11 protein-coding genes and 1 pseudogene are annotated in these 14,407 nt (G+C 74.5%); 5 read left to right on the forward strand and 7 right to left on the reverse strand.

All coding sequences use genetic code 11. The annotated features are described in order from the left end of the window. Positions 1 to 20 precede the first annotated feature (20 nt). Positions 21 to 3,029: a hypothetical protein gene (locus tag JWP64_RS02870; RefSeq protein WP_297491911.1), complete on the reverse strand. Its 3,009-nt coding sequence runs from the start codon at positions 3,027 to 3,029 to the stop codon at positions 21 to 23. Then, positions 2,915 to 3,703, reverse strand: a complete 789-nt coding sequence (locus tag JWP64_RS02875) for a DUF3027 domain-containing protein (protein WP_297491912.1) — start codon at positions 3,701 to 3,703, stop codon at positions 2,915 to 2,917. Before JWP64_RS02875 ends, JWP64_RS02870 begins: the two co-directional genes overlap by 115 nt. A 74-nt stretch (positions 3,704 to 3,777) precedes the next feature. Here JWP64_RS02875 and JWP64_RS02880 point away from each other — a divergent pair, with 74 nt between their 5' ends. The 3 genes from JWP64_RS02880 (at position 3,778) to JWP64_RS02890 (ending at position 6,959) form a co-directional block, all read left to right on the forward strand. Beyond that, entirely contained in the window at positions 3,778 to 4,554 is a 777-nt protein-coding gene (locus JWP64_RS02880; RefSeq protein WP_297491914.1) for a glutaminyl-peptide cyclotransferase, read from the forward strand. Between the two features lie 88 nt (positions 4,555 to 4,642). After that, positions 4,643 to 6,463 carry an MFS transporter gene (locus JWP64_RS02885; protein ID WP_297491916.1) on the forward strand — a complete coding sequence of 607 codons (1,821 nt, stop codon included), beginning with the start codon at positions 4,643 to 4,645 and terminating at the stop codon, positions 6,461 to 6,463. Between the two features lie 16 nt (positions 6,464 to 6,479). Beyond that, the gene (locus tag JWP64_RS02890) at positions 6,480 to 6,959 is read left to right on the forward strand and encodes a DUF2771 family protein (RefSeq protein WP_297491918.1); all 480 of its coding nucleotides are present in this window, start codon (positions 6,480 to 6,482) and stop codon (positions 6,957 to 6,959) included. A gap of 88 nt (positions 6,960 to 7,047) precedes the next feature. On the opposite strand, the gene JWP64_RS02895 is transcribed toward JWP64_RS02890, so the two are convergent. Both JWP64_RS02895 and JWP64_RS02900 read right to left on the reverse strand, forming a co-directional pair. After that, positions 7,048 to 7,434, reverse strand: a complete 387-nt coding sequence (locus tag JWP64_RS02895) for a cold-shock protein (protein WP_297491920.1) — start codon at positions 7,432 to 7,434, stop codon at positions 7,048 to 7,050. A 201-nt stretch (positions 7,435 to 7,635) separates the two neighbouring features. Beyond that, entirely contained in the window at positions 7,636 to 9,333 is a 1,698-nt protein-coding gene (locus JWP64_RS02900) for an AMP-binding protein (protein WP_297491922.1), read from the reverse strand. An 87-nt stretch (positions 9,334 to 9,420) separates the two neighbouring features. Here JWP64_RS02900 and serS point away from each other — a divergent pair, with 87 nt between their 5' ends. Both serS and JWP64_RS02910 read left to right on the forward strand, forming a co-directional pair. Continuing rightward, on the forward strand, positions 9,421 to 10,686 hold the full coding sequence (gene serS / locus JWP64_RS02905; protein WP_297491925.1) for a serine--tRNA ligase: 1,266 nt from the start codon (positions 9,421 to 9,423) through the stop codon (positions 10,684 to 10,686). Between the two features lie 29 nt (positions 10,687 to 10,715). Then, positions 10,716 to 10,910 (forward strand): annotated as a pseudogene (locus JWP64_RS02910) (aldehyde dehydrogenase family protein); the annotation flags it as partial. Between the two features lie 158 nt (positions 10,911 to 11,068). Here the strand turns inward: JWP64_RS02910 and JWP64_RS02915 are convergent. The 3 genes from JWP64_RS02915 to JWP64_RS02925 all read right to left on the reverse strand — a co-directional run bounded on the left by JWP64_RS02915 (position 11,069) and on the right by JWP64_RS02925 (position 14,391). Beyond that, positions 11,069 to 12,298: a S8 family peptidase gene (locus JWP64_RS02915; RefSeq protein WP_297491927.1), complete on the reverse strand. Its 1,230-nt coding sequence runs from the start codon at positions 12,296 to 12,298 to the stop codon at positions 11,069 to 11,071. A gap of 127 nt (positions 12,299 to 12,425) precedes the next feature. Further along, positions 12,426 to 13,526, reverse strand: a complete 1,101-nt coding sequence (locus tag JWP64_RS02920; RefSeq protein WP_297491929.1) for an ABC transporter ATP-binding protein — start codon at positions 13,524 to 13,526, stop codon at positions 12,426 to 12,428. Between the two features lie 13 nt (positions 13,527 to 13,539). After that, the gene (locus tag JWP64_RS02925) at positions 13,540 to 14,391 is read right to left on the reverse strand and encodes an ABC transporter permease (RefSeq protein WP_297491931.1); all 852 of its coding nucleotides are present in this window, start codon (positions 14,389 to 14,391) and stop codon (positions 13,540 to 13,542) included. Between the last annotated feature and the right edge of the window lie 16 nt (positions 14,392 to 14,407).

A 14,407-nucleotide genomic window follows, 5' to 3' on the forward strand; every position in this document is an offset into this window, starting at 1 on the left:
CTAGCACGCAGGCCGGCGTGTCACCCATCGGTGGGGCTGGCAGCGTGATCGGCCAGCGAGGCCAGCAACGCCCGTACGGGATCGGCGGCGTGCCACCGTCCGCCGGCATCGGGCCAGGCCGGGACGCTGCGGACCCCCTGTTCGGGCCGCCGCAGCCGTATCCGCAGGTCCTCGTGCCGGCGCAGCTCACCGGCCGGCACGTCGACGCCGAGTGTGTGGCACACCACGAGGACCTCGGGCAGCGCGGACCACGCGACCGGCTCGCCCTCCCCCACGATCTCCGCCGCCACGACGTCGGAGGAGAGGGGGAGGTCGAGCAGCTCGGCGAGCGCGGCCGGGTCCCCGCCCCCCACCAGCTCGCCCGCGGGCAGGACGGCCGCGGTCCACGGGGCGTCGAGGACGACCGCGTCGTCGACCGCCACGACACCCCCGGCGAGCGAGCGGACGCGTTCCGGCAGCTCGAGCCGGTCGACGTCCACCAGCTCCTCGACGAGCGCGTCCGCCAGCGCGGCGTGCGCGGCCAGGGCGAGTCCCGCGTCCGGGGTGCGGGCGGGGTCGCCGAGCCGGGCGAGCAGGTCCGCGGCGTCGTCGGTCGAGCGGACGACGAGCCCGGCGCGCACCCCGATCGCGGCGAGCAGCGTCTCGTCGATCCCGGTGTCCGGGACCGGGTCGTAGAACCCGGCGAGCGCGGACGCCGAGGGCAGCCGCCAGTACGCCGGCGCCCGGCCTCCGAGAAGGGCGTTCCGGGCGAGCCACCAGCCCGTGTAACCACCGCTGCGCAGCACCGCGGCCCGGGTGTCCGGCTCGGCGGCGAGCAGTCGCAGCGCAGCCGGCCAGGCGTCGTCCGCGACGAGGTCGAGGTCCCGGACCGCGACGACCCGGGCGGGCCCGCCCTCGAGCGAGTCCCACCACAGGTCCTCGTCGTGCAGCTCGTGGTCCGGCCCGACCGGCTCCTCGTCGACGACCACGGCGAACCCGTCCAGCACCCCGGCCGCGACGAACGCCTCCCGCGGGATCCGCGTCGCCCACCGGCCGTCCAGGACCCCGACCGGCGCGTCCGGATCGAGCAGCGGCGCCAGCGCGGCGTCCGGGAGCATCAGCTCGTCGGCCCGGGCCGGGTTCCCCTCGGAGTCCGGCAGGGCGAGGGCCCCCGTCCCGGCGACACGGTCGCCGGTGGCGCCGAGCAGGCCGAGGACCGCCGCGGCCAGCGGTTCCGGGTCCAGCCCGGCGTCCGCGTCGTCGAGGGAGCGGTCGACGGCGTCCCGCACCGCCGGGTGCTCCAGCAGCGACGCCGGGTCGGCGGCGCCGGCGCCGAGGCGGGCCAGCAACGGGTGGACGGCCTCGGGCGCAGCCACGTGCAGGCCGGGCAGCCCCAGCTCCGCAACGGTCCGTACCGCGGGATCGGCATCCGGCTCGGCCAGGAGAACCGACGCGGCCCCGGCCGCCAGCCGCCCGTCGGCGAGCGGGACGGGCAGCGCCCGCAGCTCCTCGGCCAGCCCCGGAACGGTCTCCGCGGCCGGTTCCAGGGCGGCGTAGAGGTCGCGCCACCAGGTGTCCGGCCGCTCGACGCGCAGCAGCCGCTCGGTCAGCTCGGCCGCGGGGACGCGGGTGACCCCCAGCTCCTGCAGCGCGGCCGGCCCCGACTCCGGGACGTCGACCAGCCGCTCGAACGCCGGGTCGGCGGCGGCGAGCAGCGCGGGCAGCCCCTCGGCGCCCGGGACGTCCAGCCACTCGGCCCGCCGGGGCGCGAGCGCCGGGCCGGCCGCGCCGGGCAGCCAGGCGCCGTCTCGCAGCACGTCGAGCAGGGCCTCGCGGAGCAGGCCGTCGAGCGGGGAGGCCGGGAACCCGGGTCCCGGGACGAGCAGGGTGCGCTCGGCGGGCGGGACGGACTCGACGAGGTCGAGGTAGGCCACGCCGGCCTCGCGGACGAGGGCGTCCGTGAGGGGGCCGGGCCGGACCCTGCGACGGTCCGGTTCCAGGGGCAGGGTCGCGATCAGCCGGGCGGGCAGGGTCAGCCGCTCGCCGCTGGCCGTCGGGGCGTGCAGCACCTCGCCGGCGGGCAGCGGGCCGTCGAGCGGGAGGGCCCAGCAGACGGACCAGGTGCGGCGTTCGCGCTGCTCGACGGCGGTGTCGGCGGTGGCCTCGTCGAGGGCCCCGGAGCGGCGGGCGAGCCGCCAGCGGCGGCCCCCGACGGTCGCGACGTCCCCGTCGTCCGTCCGCGCGAGCACGGTCTCGCCGACGGCGATCTCGGCCAGGTCCGGCAGCGCGAGCAGCAGGTCAGGGGCCGCCTCGCGGGCCTCGGCGAGCAGGGCCTCGCCGTCGGTCCCGGGACGCAGCGGGAGCCGGACCTCGGTCTCGTAGCCGTCCGGCGGGGCCGGCTCGTCCTCGTCGACCGGCCAGACCAGCCGCAGCACCGGGAGCTGTCCGGCGCGGCGGGCCAGCTCGGCCGCGGGGCCGGGCAACCCGGCGACCTCCTCTGCGGTCCGGGTGGCCGAGAACCGCACCCCTCGTCCGTCCGCCGCGACGATCCGGGGCTCGGGCGACACCGGGACCACCGCCGCGAACCCGACGCCGAAGCGTCCGACGGAGCCGTGGTCGTCCCGCTTGGCGGAGGCGCGGAGCGAGGCGAGGGCCGCGACCCCGGCCGCGTCGAGGGGCGCCCCGGTGTTGGCGACGCGCAGCTCGCGGTCGGTCAGCGAGACCCGGAGCCGACCGGGACGGCCCGCGGCGCGGGCGGCGTCCGCGGCGTTCTGCGCGAGCTCGACGAACCACGCCTCCGCGTAGCCGCCGAGCAGCAGGTCCTCCTCGGCGTTCGCATCCTCGCGGAAGCGGGTGGGCGAGGCGGCCCAGGCGCCGAGGACGGCGTCGCGGAGCGCGGCCGTCGAGAAGGGATCGGGCGCGCTCAGGACGGTGCTCAGGAGTTCTGCGACTCGGGAACGGACTCCATGTCCACACCGTCGTCGTAGACCAGCTCGGCGACGTGCACCGGCGATCCCTGCTCGACGACGACATCCGAGTGGGCGCCGCACCCGAACTCGACGGAGACGACGCTGCCGTCCGCGGGGGCGTACTCGTTGCCGCAGACACCGAACCCGGCGCGCAGCGACCCGGCCAGCGGGAGGAAGAACGCGCAGGTGCCGCACACCGCGGGGGCCGAGCGAGCCATGTCCGCGGACGGGCCGTGCGGGCCCGCGTGCCAGCGCTCGGCGGCGTCGAGCCGGCCCTCGTGGCTCAGCACGCGGGTGCGGCCGAGGCCGACCTCCACCGCGACCTCCTCGACCGCCGGGTCGTCCGAGGCGAGGTAGGCGGGCACGAGCCGGGTGTCGTCCGGGGCGGGCGGCAGCAGGTCGCCGACGCCGAGGTCACCCGGGCGGACGCGCTCCTGCCAGGGCACCCAGACGGGGCCGACCAGGGCGTCGTCGCCGGGGACCAGCACGACCTCGCTGACCGTCACCGGCTCGTCCTCGCCGGCACACGCCATGGTCACCGACCAGCGCCAGCCGCGGTAGCCGGGCACCTCCGAGGCGAAGTAGTGGGTCAGCGCCGAGACGCCTTCCGGCCGGGCCTCGAGGTGCTGCCCGACGACGCCGGGGGCCGCGGTCCGGCCGACCTCGGCGGCCGCCTCCTCGACGGCGGCGGCACGGGCCTGCTCCACCGCCTCCACGAGAAGGCGCTGCTGGTCGGGGGACGTCACGGCGCTCACGTGCTCGATTGTGCCACCCCTTCCCGGCGCGCCGGACCGGGTCCGCCCCGCGGTGGTGCGGCACCATCTCCCGGGTGCGTCCCCTCCGGCCCCTCTCCGCCGTGCTCGTGCTGGTCGTCGCGGCCGTGGCGGGCTGCGGGGCGGCCGCCGCGCCGGCGGACGCCGTCCCCGCGCAGCGACCCGCGGTCCTCGGCACCGTCCCGCACGACCGCACCGCCTTCACCGAGGGACTCGAGCTCTCCGGCGGCACGCTGTACGAGGGGACGGGGCTGTCGAACCTCTCCGAGCTGCGGGAACTCGACCCGGCCACCGGGGCCGTCCGGCGCGCGGCGCCCCTGCCGGGCGGGTACTTCGGCGAGGGCGTGACGGTCGTCGGGGACCGGATCTGGCAGCTCACCTACAAGGACGGCGTCGCGTTGCAGTGGGACCGGGCGTCGCTGACGGTGCTGCGGGAGGCCCCGATCAGCACCGAGGGCTGGGGCCTGTGCGGGGACGGCACACGGCTGGTCCGCTCCGACGGCACCCCGACCCTGCACTTCCACGACCCGGCGACGTTCGCCGAGACGGGCACCGTGGACGTCACCCTCGACGGGCGGCCGCTCCCCGAGATCAACGAGCTCGAGTGCGTCGACGGCCGGGTCTGGGCCAACGTCTGGCGCACCGAGCGGATCGTCCGGATCGACCCGGCGACGGGGGCGGTGGACCGGGTCGTCGACGCGTCCGGGCTGCTCACCGCGGACGAGCGCGCGGGCACCGACGTGCTCAACGGCATCGCGCACCTCTCCGGGGACGAGTACCTGATCACCGGGAAGTACTGGCCGAGCTTGTTCCGGGTGCGCCTGCCGTCCTGATCCGTGCCCGCGGACCGGTCGGCGATGTGATCGGGACATGGCGGCGGGACACGCCTCGTGATCGCGTTCGCCGGGGCAGAATGGGCCCATGGCGCGGTCCTCCTCCTCCGGCAGGTGGCCCGGCCGTGGCCGCAGGCGCTGGGTGACGGTCGACGGCGCGACCGCGACGGGTGGCCCGGTCTCCCCGGATCCCGGGCCGGCCCCGTCGGCGCAGGAGTCCGGCCCGGCCGGGCAGGAGCCCGGTCCGGTTCCTCGGCAGCCGGAGCCGCCCCGCACGCCGCCGCTGAACCGGGAACCGACGATCCGCCGCCGCTACCCCTGGCACGACGACCCGGACTACGACCCGGCCGAGTACCGCCGCGTCCAGCCCGCGACCCCCGCGCCCCCGACCTCGGAGGACCGGCCCACCGACCGCGTCGAGACCTGGCGGACGAACCTGGGCCCGGACGACCCCCGGGCGGACGCCGGCTGGTCCGCGGCCGGGCCGCCGCCCGTCGAGGAGACGCCGGAGGAGGCTCCTGAGGCACCCGCGGAGGCGCCGCGCACCCGGGGCGAGGCGCGGGTCCCGAGGAAGCTGACCGTCACCCGCGTCGCCGCCATGCGCAGCCGCCAGCTCACCGGGCGGGTCGTGGACACGTTCCACCGCGCCGCGACGGCGGACGGTGCGGACCGTTCCGGGCTCACCGCGCTCACCTACGCGACGATGATGAGCTACGCCGTCGACGCCGCGGTGGCCGTCGCGCTCGCGAACACCCTGTTCTTCGCGGCCGCGAGCGCCGAGAGCAAGACCAACGTCGCGCTCTACCTCGCGATCACGGCCGCGCCGTTCGCCGTCGTGGCGCCGGTGATCGGCCCGCTGCTGGACAAGCTGCAGCGCGGGCGCCGCGCCGCGCTGGCCGTGTCGTTCGCCGGGCGCGCCGTGCTCGCCGTCGTCATGGCGCTGAACTACGACAACTGGATCCTCTACCCGGCCGCGCTCGGCACCATGGTGCTGAGCAAGTCGTTCGTGGTGCTCAAGGCCGCGGTCACCCCGCGCGTGCTGCCGGAACGGATCACGCTGGCCACCACGAACTCCCGGTTGACGACGTTCGGGCTGGCCGCGGGCGGGGTGTTCGGCGGTATCGCGGCCGGGGTCGCGGGCATGTTCGGGTCGCCCGCCGCGCTCTACTACACGGCCGCGCTGTGCGTCGTCGGCACGTGGCTCTGCCTGCGGATCCCGCGCTGGGTGGAGACGACGTCCGGGGAGATCCCGGCCCAGCTGCGGAGCACCCGGCGCGCCAAGCGGCAGCCGATCGGCCGGTCCGTGCTGATCGCGCTGTGGGGCAACAGCGCCGTCCGGGTGCTCACCGGCTTCCTGACCCTGTTCGTCGCGTTCGTCGTCAAGGAGCAGACGGCGTCGGACCCGAAGCAGCAGCTGTTCCTGATCGGCATCATCGGCGCGGCCGCGGGCGTCGGCTCGTTCCTCGGCAACGGCGTGGGCTCGCGGGCGTCGTTCGGCCACGCCGAGGCCGTGGTGCTGTGCTGCATCGCCGCGGCGTGCGCGTCGGCGGTGGTGGCGGCGGTGTTCCCGGGCATCTTCACGGCCGCGATCGTCGGCCTCGTCGGCGCGACGTCCAGCGCGCTCGCCAAGGTCTGCCTCGACGCCGTGATCCAGCGGGACCTGCCCGAGGCGTCCCGCGCGTCGGCGTTCGGCCGCTCCGAGACCGTCCTGCAGATCGCCTGGGTGTTCGGCGGCGCGCTCGGGGTCCTGCTCCCGCACAGCACGTTCTGGATCGGGTTCTGCGTGGTGGCGTGCGTGGTCGGCGTCATCGGGATCCAGACGTTCATGCTGCTGAAGAACCGCACGCTCGTCCCCGGGCTGGGGGTCCGGGCCGCGCCGGCGCCCGAGCCGTCCCGGGTCCCGGGCTGATCCGTACGCTGGGCGTGTGCCCCGTCGTGTCGTCGCCGCGCTCCTCACCGCCGGAACCGCCCTCCTGCTCGCCGGTTGCGGCGCGTCGGACAGCCCCGAGGTGACGTGGACGGTCGGCGGCACGGACCGCACCGTCGGCCCCACCCAGTTCTGCGACATGAGGATGGAGAACTGCTCGGACGACCAGGCCGCGCAGGTCGCGCTGCCGGTCCCGGCGGGCACCGAGGTGAAGGTGGCAGTGCCGGAGGAGGTCTCCGCGGCGCCGTGGAGCGTCGTGTTCTCCTACACCGCCCCGGACGGCACCCGCACGGACGGCCGGAGCCCGATCTTCACGCCGAACGCGCAGCAGGACTACACGCTGGCCCTGCCGGACCCGGCGGACACCCTGGTCACCGCACAGGTCCAGCTCCTGGGGGCCGCCCCGGGCATCGACCCGGCAACCGGCGAGGTCAACTTCCCCACCCGCGGAACCTGGGTCCTGGTCGCCGCCCCCTGACCGCGGACGGCCTGGAGGGCGGCGAGCCCGCGACCTACCGGATCGCGGGCGGAGATGGTCTTCCCGGACACCTGAGCGTGAGCGGGGCTCAGCCGTCGAGGTCGCGCGCGACCGCGCGGACGACCTCCGCGGCCAGCTTCGCCGTCTTGCGGTCCGGGTAGCGGCCCCGGCGCAGGTCGGGCTGCACCCGGGCGTCGAGGAGCTTGATCATGTCCTCGATCAGCCCGTGCAGCTCCTCCGCCGGCCGGCGCCTGGCCTCGACGACGGACGGCGGCGCCTCGACCAGGCGCACGGACAGCGCCTGCGGGCCGCGCCGGCCCTCGGCCATCCCGAACTCCACACGCTGGCCCGCCTTGAGCGCCTCGATCCCCGCCGGGAGCGAGGCCTTGCGGACGTAGACGTCCTCGCCACCGTCCTGAGCGAGGAACCCGAAGCCCTTCTCGGCGTCGTACCACTTGACCCTGCCGGTCGGCACCTGCTTCTCACCCGTCCTCGATCGACACCTCGCAGTCGTGCGGCGCTCGACGCGCACGGCACGACAAACGCGCCCCGAGACTCCCGCCGGCGGCACACAACTGGTGGGCTCGCCGAGCGACACCGGGACGCGCTGTCCTCCAAGACTAGTCGCGGACAGGCCCGCGTGCACCGGCGTTCGGACGCCGGATTGGGCGCGGATTCAGACGTTCTTGATCGCGGCCGCCTCGCCGAGGTCCAGCAGCCCGACGGACTTCTCCCGCATCTCGACCTTGCGGACCTTGCCGGTGACCGTCATCGGGAAGTCGTCGACGACGAGCACGTAGCGCGGGATCTTGTAGTGGGCGAGCCTGCCGGTGGCGAACTCCCGCACGGCCTCCGCCGACAGGTCGGCGACGCCCTCGCGCAGCTGCACCCAGGCGCAGAGCTCCTCGCCGTACTTGGCGTCCGGGACCCCGATGACCTGCGCGTCGACGATGTCCGGGTGCGTGTAGAGGAACTCCTCGATCTCGCGCGGGTACACGTTCTCGCCGCCGCGGATGACCATGTCCTTGATCCGGCCGGTGATGTTGACGTACCCCTCGGCGTCCATGACGCCCAGGTCACCGGTGTGCATCCAGCGCGCCGCGTCGATGGCCTCGGCCGTCTTCTCCGGCTCGTCCCAATAGCCGAGCATCACCGAGTAGCCGCGGGTGCACAGCTCACCCGGTTCGCCCCGGGGCACCGTCAGGCCGGTGTCCGGGTCGACGATCTTGATCTCGAGGTGCGGGTGCACCCGACCGACCGTGGAGACACGCAGCTCGAGCGAGTCGTCCGCGCGGGTCTGCATGGACACCGGCGAGGTCTCCGTCATGCCGTAGCAGATGGTGACCTCCTCCATGCCCATCCGGGAGACGACCTGCTTCATCACCTCGACCGGGCACGGCGAGCCGGCCATGATCCCGGTCCGCAGGCTGGCGAGGTCGTAGGACTCGAAGTCCGGGTGGTTGAGCTCGGCGATGAACATCGTGGGCACCCCGTAGAGCGAGGTGCACCGCTCCGTCGCGACGGCGTCGAGGGTCGCCTTCGGGTCGAAGCCCTGCGCCGGGATGACCATCGTCGCACCGTTCGACGTGCACGCGAGGTTGCCCATCACCATGCCGAAGCAGTGGTAGAAGGGCACCGGGATGCAGACCCGGTCCTCGGGCGTGTAGCCGGAGATCCGGCCGACGAAGTAGCCGTTGTTGAGGATGTTGTGGTGCGAGAGCGTCGCGCCCTTGGGGAAGCCCGTGGTGCCGGACGTGTACTGGATGTTGATCGGCTCGTCCGGGCTCAACTCGCCCTGCATCTGCGCCAGCAGCTCGGCCGAGCCTCCCCGGCCGGTCTCCAGCAGCGCGTCCCACTCGGGTGAGCCGATCAGGACGACGCTGCGCAGGTCGGGGCAGTTCCCGCGGACCTCGGAGATCATCCCCGCGTAGTCCGAGGTCTTGAACTCGCGCGCCGAGACCAGCAGCGAGATCCCGGCCTGCTTGAGCACGTACTCCAGCTCGTGGGTGCGGTAGGCGGGATTGATGTTGACCAGGACGGCGCCGATCTTCGCGGTCGCGTACTGGGTCAGCGTCCACTCCGCCATGTTCGGCGCCCAGATGCCGACCCGGTCGCCCTTCTCCACCCCGGCGTCGAGCAGTCCGAGCGCAAGCGCGTCCACGTCCCGCTTCAGCTCCGCGTAGGTCCAGCGACGCCCGGTGGCGACCTCGACCACGGCCTCGCGGTCCGGGTCACCGGCGACGGTCCGGTCGAAGTTGTCGCCGATGGTGTCGCCCAGCAGGGGCACGTCGGAGGTTCCGGAGGCGTAGGAAGGCACCGCGGGCGAGGTCACGACGTTGGTCTCCTCGGTCGTCGGGGGCGTGATCGTCGCCATATCCTGCTGTCCCGGACGGCGGTGCGCCACCTCCCCACGGGGAGTACTCCGCGAAATGGAGCTGCGCCCGGGCGATACCCTCGACGGATGCACGACCCCCGCGTCCTGCTGGACCCCGCGACCGACGCGGTGCGCAAGCTTGCGCGCCGCGGCTTCCACCTCGACACCACCGCGCTCGAGAAGCTGCTGAGCGGGCGCAACGCCGCCATCCAGCGCGGCGACGAGTCCCGGGCGGAGTCCAAGCGGCTGGCGTCGGCGGTGAAGGGCGCGTCGCCCGAGGAACGCCCCGCGCTCGTCGAACGGGCCCGGGAGATGAAGGCGACGATCACGCTCGCGGACGAGGAGCAGAAGGTCCTCGACGCCGAGCTGCAGGAGCTGCTGCTCGGCATCCCGAACCTGCCGGCGGACGAGCTGCCCGACGGCGCGAGCGACGAGGACGCGGAGCAGGTCCGCACCTGGGGCGAGCCGCAGCACTTCGACTTCACCGCGCTGGACCACGTGGACCTGGGCGAGAAGCTCGGGATCCTGGACCTGCAGCGCGCCACCAAGCTCTCGGGCCCGCGGTTCGCGGTGCTCAAGGGCAAGGGCGCGGCGCTCGAGCGGGCCATCGCGCGGTTCCTGCTCGACGTGCACACCGATCGTCACGGGTACACAGAGTGGTCCGTCCCCGCGCTGGTCACCCGGGCCACGATGACCGGGACCGGGCAGCTGCCGAAGTTCGAGCAGGACCTGTTCCGCACCGAGGTCGCGGACCGCGAGCTGTTCCTCATCCCCACCGCCGAGGTCCCGCTCACGAACCTGCACGCCAAGGAGACCCTCGCGACCGAGGACCTCCCGCTGGCCTACACCGCGCACACGCCGTGCTTCCGCTCGGAAGCGGGCTCGTACGGCCGGGACACCCGCGGGCTGATCCGGGTGCACGAGTTCTCGAAGGTCGAGCTCGTCCGGTTCGTGGAGCCGGAGCGGTCGCGGGCGGAGCTCGAGGTGCTGGTCGGGCACGCCGAGGCCGTCATGCAGGAGCTCGGGCTGGCGTACCGCGTGGTGCGGCTCGCGGCCGGGGACATCGGTTTCTCCGCGGAGGCCACCTACGACATCGAGGTGTGGCTGCCCAGCCAGAACCGGTACCGGGAGATCTCCTCGATCTCGGACTTCGGCACCTTCCAGGCCCGGCGCGCGGGGATCCGCACGAAGAGCAAGGACGGCACCCGCGGGTTCGCGGCCACGCTCAACGGCTCGGGCCTGCCGATCGGCCGCACCCTGGTCGCGATCTTGGAGCAGGGCCAGCAGCCGGACGGCTCGGTGAAGATCCCCGAGGCCCTGGTCCCCTACACGGGCTTCAGCGAACTGCGCTGACGCGCCCCGTGCGCGCGGTCCGGCTCCCCACCTCGTACGTCCGCCGGGAGCCGCTCGGCGTCGTCGGGTCGATCACGCACTGGAACTACCCGATGATGATGGCGACCTGGGAGACGGGGCCCGCGCTGGCCGCCGGGAACACCATGGTCCTCAAGCCGTCGGACACCACGCCGGCGGGCACGGTCCGGCTCGGGGAGCTGTTCGCGGAGGTGCTCCGACCAGGCCGCGGGCGTGCAGTTCTCCCGCGACGAGGACTACATCCGGGTCAAGCACGTGATGAGCAAGTACGCGTAGCGGCGGCCCGCGTCGATCTTCACGAACGGCACTTTCGCTCACTAGGTATGAGCGAGAGTGTCGTTCGTGCATTCCGCCGGAGGCCCCGCTACAGGCCGCCCGTGTTCAGGAGAAGGTTGGGCGTACCTCCCGTCTCGCCGCCCTGGATCACGCCCTGGGTGGCGTGGGCCAGGATCCACTGTTTGACGGTCGCGCTCGGGGCGTCCCCGTGGGCCTGCTTGTAGAGCGCCCCGACCCCGGCCGCGAACGGCGCCGCCATCGACGTGCCCGTGTATGACGCCGTCCGGCCGTTCGGCGTGGTCGAGATGATCCGGGTGCCCGGGGCGTAGAGGCCGACGCAGCGGCCGGTGCTCGAGGTGGTGTTGCGCGTGTCGTCGATGGTCGAGTTCGCGACCACCAGGACCCCCGGCGCGGCGCGCGGGGCGACCGTGCAGTCGTCGGCGCCGGAGTTGCCCGCGGACGAGGCGACGAACACCCCCGAGTCGACGAGCTCGGTGACGGCGGAGAGCAGCGTCTCCGACGGCCCGTAGCTCCAGGACATGACGGCGACGGCGGGGCCGCCCGAGTGGTTCTGCAGCACCCAGTCGATCCCCGCGAGCAGCGAGGACAGCGTCCCGGAGCCGTTGCAGTCGAGCACCTTCACCGAGCGGACCTGCGCGTCCTTCGCGACCCCGTAGTCCGTCGACGCGGCGATCCCCGCGACGACCGTGCCGTGCCCGTCGCAGTCCTCGGGGTTGTCGTCGATCGTGTTGGTGCCGATGCGCGCGCGGCCGCCGAACTCGGGATGCGTCACGTCGACCCCGGTGTCCAGCACGTAGACGGTGACGCCCGCGCCGGTCGCCTTGGTCGTGTAGTGCCCGTCCAGCGGAAGGTTCTGCTGGTCGATGCGGTCCAGGCCCCAGTTGACCGGCTTGTCCTGAGTCCCCTCCGTGGTGACCGCGCGGGGCTCGAGCGGGTCGATCCGCCGGTCCTGCTCGAGGCCGAGGATGCCGGGCCGGGTGCGGAGCTGCGCGAGCTGCAGCGGGGTCAGCGGGGCGGCGAACCCGGCGAAGGCCCGCAGATAGTTCTGCGTGACCTGCGCGCCGACGGCCCGGGCGGCGGCGGCCGCCTCCTGCACGTCCTGGGCGAGCACCACGTAGTCCGACGCGGTCCCGGCCAGCTGCGGCCCCAGCGCGTCCGCGGGCGTCGCCTGCGACGGCCTGGACACGGGTGCGACGGACGCGGAGTCCGACGCGCTCGCGGTCCCGGACAGCACGAGGGCCGCGATCACCTGGGTCGCGATCACCCCGAGGGCGCTCCGCTTCAGCAGCCTTGTCACGGTCCGCGACGTTACGGGGACGCACTCGCGAGAAGAAAGAACACGATCGGGGCGCACGTGACTCGTGTGGCGCAAGTGGTCACGTTCCGTCCACTAACAGCCCGGCCGTCGACACGCAGCGCGACCCTCAGGTCGTCGCCAGGTGAATCTCGACCTCTGTCGCCTTCACGGAGAACCACAGGTCGGCACCCGGTTCGACGGCGAGGTCCGCCACCGCGGCGGGCGTGACGTCCGCGGCGATCCCGTCCACCCAGTCGGGACCACCCGACCGAGGGACGGCGCGCAGCCGGACGACGTCCCCGTGCGGCTCGATCGCCGCCAGCCGGACCGGCACGACGTTGCGCGGGCTGCCGTGGGGCTCGTCGGTGAAGACCGAAACGGCGGACGGCGGGAACACCGCGACGACGTTGTCCCCGGCCGCGCTCTCACCCCCCGCCAGCCCGGAGACGAGGGTGCCGTCCACGGTCCGCAGGCCGTCCCCCTCCCGCACGCCCGGCACCAGGTCCAGCCCCGCGATCCGGGCGGTGAACGCGCTGCGCGGGCGGGCCAGGACGGCCCGGGTCGGGCCGTGCTCGACGACGCGGCCGGCGGCCAGCACGACCACCCGGTCCGCGAGCACGAGCGCGTCGAGGGCGGAGTGGGTGACGAGCACGGCGGTCTGCTTGCCGTCCCGGATCATCCGGCGCAGCAGCGAGCGCATGGCCGGCGCCGCGTCGACGTCCAGGGCGGCCAGCGGCTCGTCGAGCAGCAGGAGGCCGGGGCCGGGGGCGATCGCCCGGGCCAGGGCGACGCGCTGCTGCTGGCCGCCGGACATCTGCGAGGGCTTGCGCTCGGCGAGGGAATCGGCCGCCCCGGGCAGGACGTCCGCGAGCAGCTCCCGCGCCCGCGCCTCGGCGGCCCGCCGCGGCACGCCCTGGGCGCGGGGCCCGAACGCCACGTTCCCGACGGCCGTGAGGTGCGGGAACAGCATGGCCTGTTGCGCGAGCAGGCCGACCCCGCGCCGGTGTGCGGGTACGAACACCCCGTGCTCGACGTCCGTGACCACCCGGTCCCCGACCCGCACCGTCCCGGAGTCCGGGCGCAGCAGCCCGGACAGCACGCCGAGCAGCGTCGACTTCCCGGCGCCGTTCGGGCCCAGCACGGCGAGCACCTCACCGGGCGCCGCGGACACGTCGACGTCCAGGGAGAAGGAGGGCCGCTCCAGCCGGAAGCGGGCGTCGAGGCTCATCGCCCTCCCCCGCTCACAGCAGGCCCTCCGAACCCCGCGGCCGCCCGACCACGATCACGATCATCGCGACCACGACCAGCAGCAGCGACAGCGCGACCGCGCCCGCCACGTCCGTCTCCCGCTCCAGGTAGACGAGCAGCGGCAGGGTCCGTGTGGTGCCCTGCAGGCTGCCCGCGAACGCGATCGTCGCGCCGAACTCCCCCATGCACCGCGCGAACGCGAGGACCGAGCCGGATGCGAGCCCGGGCAACACGAGCGGGACGGTGACCCGGCGGAAGGCCAGGCCCGGCGAGGCGCCGAGGGTCGCGGCGACGGCCTCGTAGCGGCCCCCGGCGGTGCGCAGCGCCCCCTCGAGCGAGACCACGAGGAACGGCAGCGCCACGAACGTCTGGGCCAGCACGACGGCGGCCGTCGTGAACGGCACCGTGATCCCGAAGGCGAGCTCGAGCCCGCGCCCGACCAGCCCGGTGCGCCCGACCAGGAACAGCAGCGCGAGACCCCCGACGACCGGCGGCAGCACCAAGGGCAGCAGCACCACCGAGCGCAGCGTCCGCAGCCCGCGCATCCGGCCGCGCGCCAGGATCACCGCGAGCGGCCCGCCGAGCAGGATGCACAGCAGCGTGGAGATCGCGGCCGTGGTCAGGGAGAGCCGTAGCGCGTCCAGGGCGGCGTCGCCGAGCAGCAGCTCCGGCATCCGGGGCCAGTCCGCCTTCAGCAGCAGGCCGAGGACGGGCAGGGCGATCAGCGCGAACGCGAACGTGGCCGGCACCCAGAGCCACCGCGGGAACCCGACGGCGGCGTCGTGGCGCCTGTCGACCTCCCTGCGGTCGACTCCCCGGCGGGCGCGGGAGGCCTGCAGGGTCATGACGAGCGGACGCCGG

Origin of the sequence: Pseudonocardia sp. (assembly GCF_025465255.1) — a bacterium.
Taxonomy (GTDB): Bacteria; Actinomycetota; Actinomycetes; order Mycobacteriales; family Pseudonocardiaceae; genus Pseudonocardia.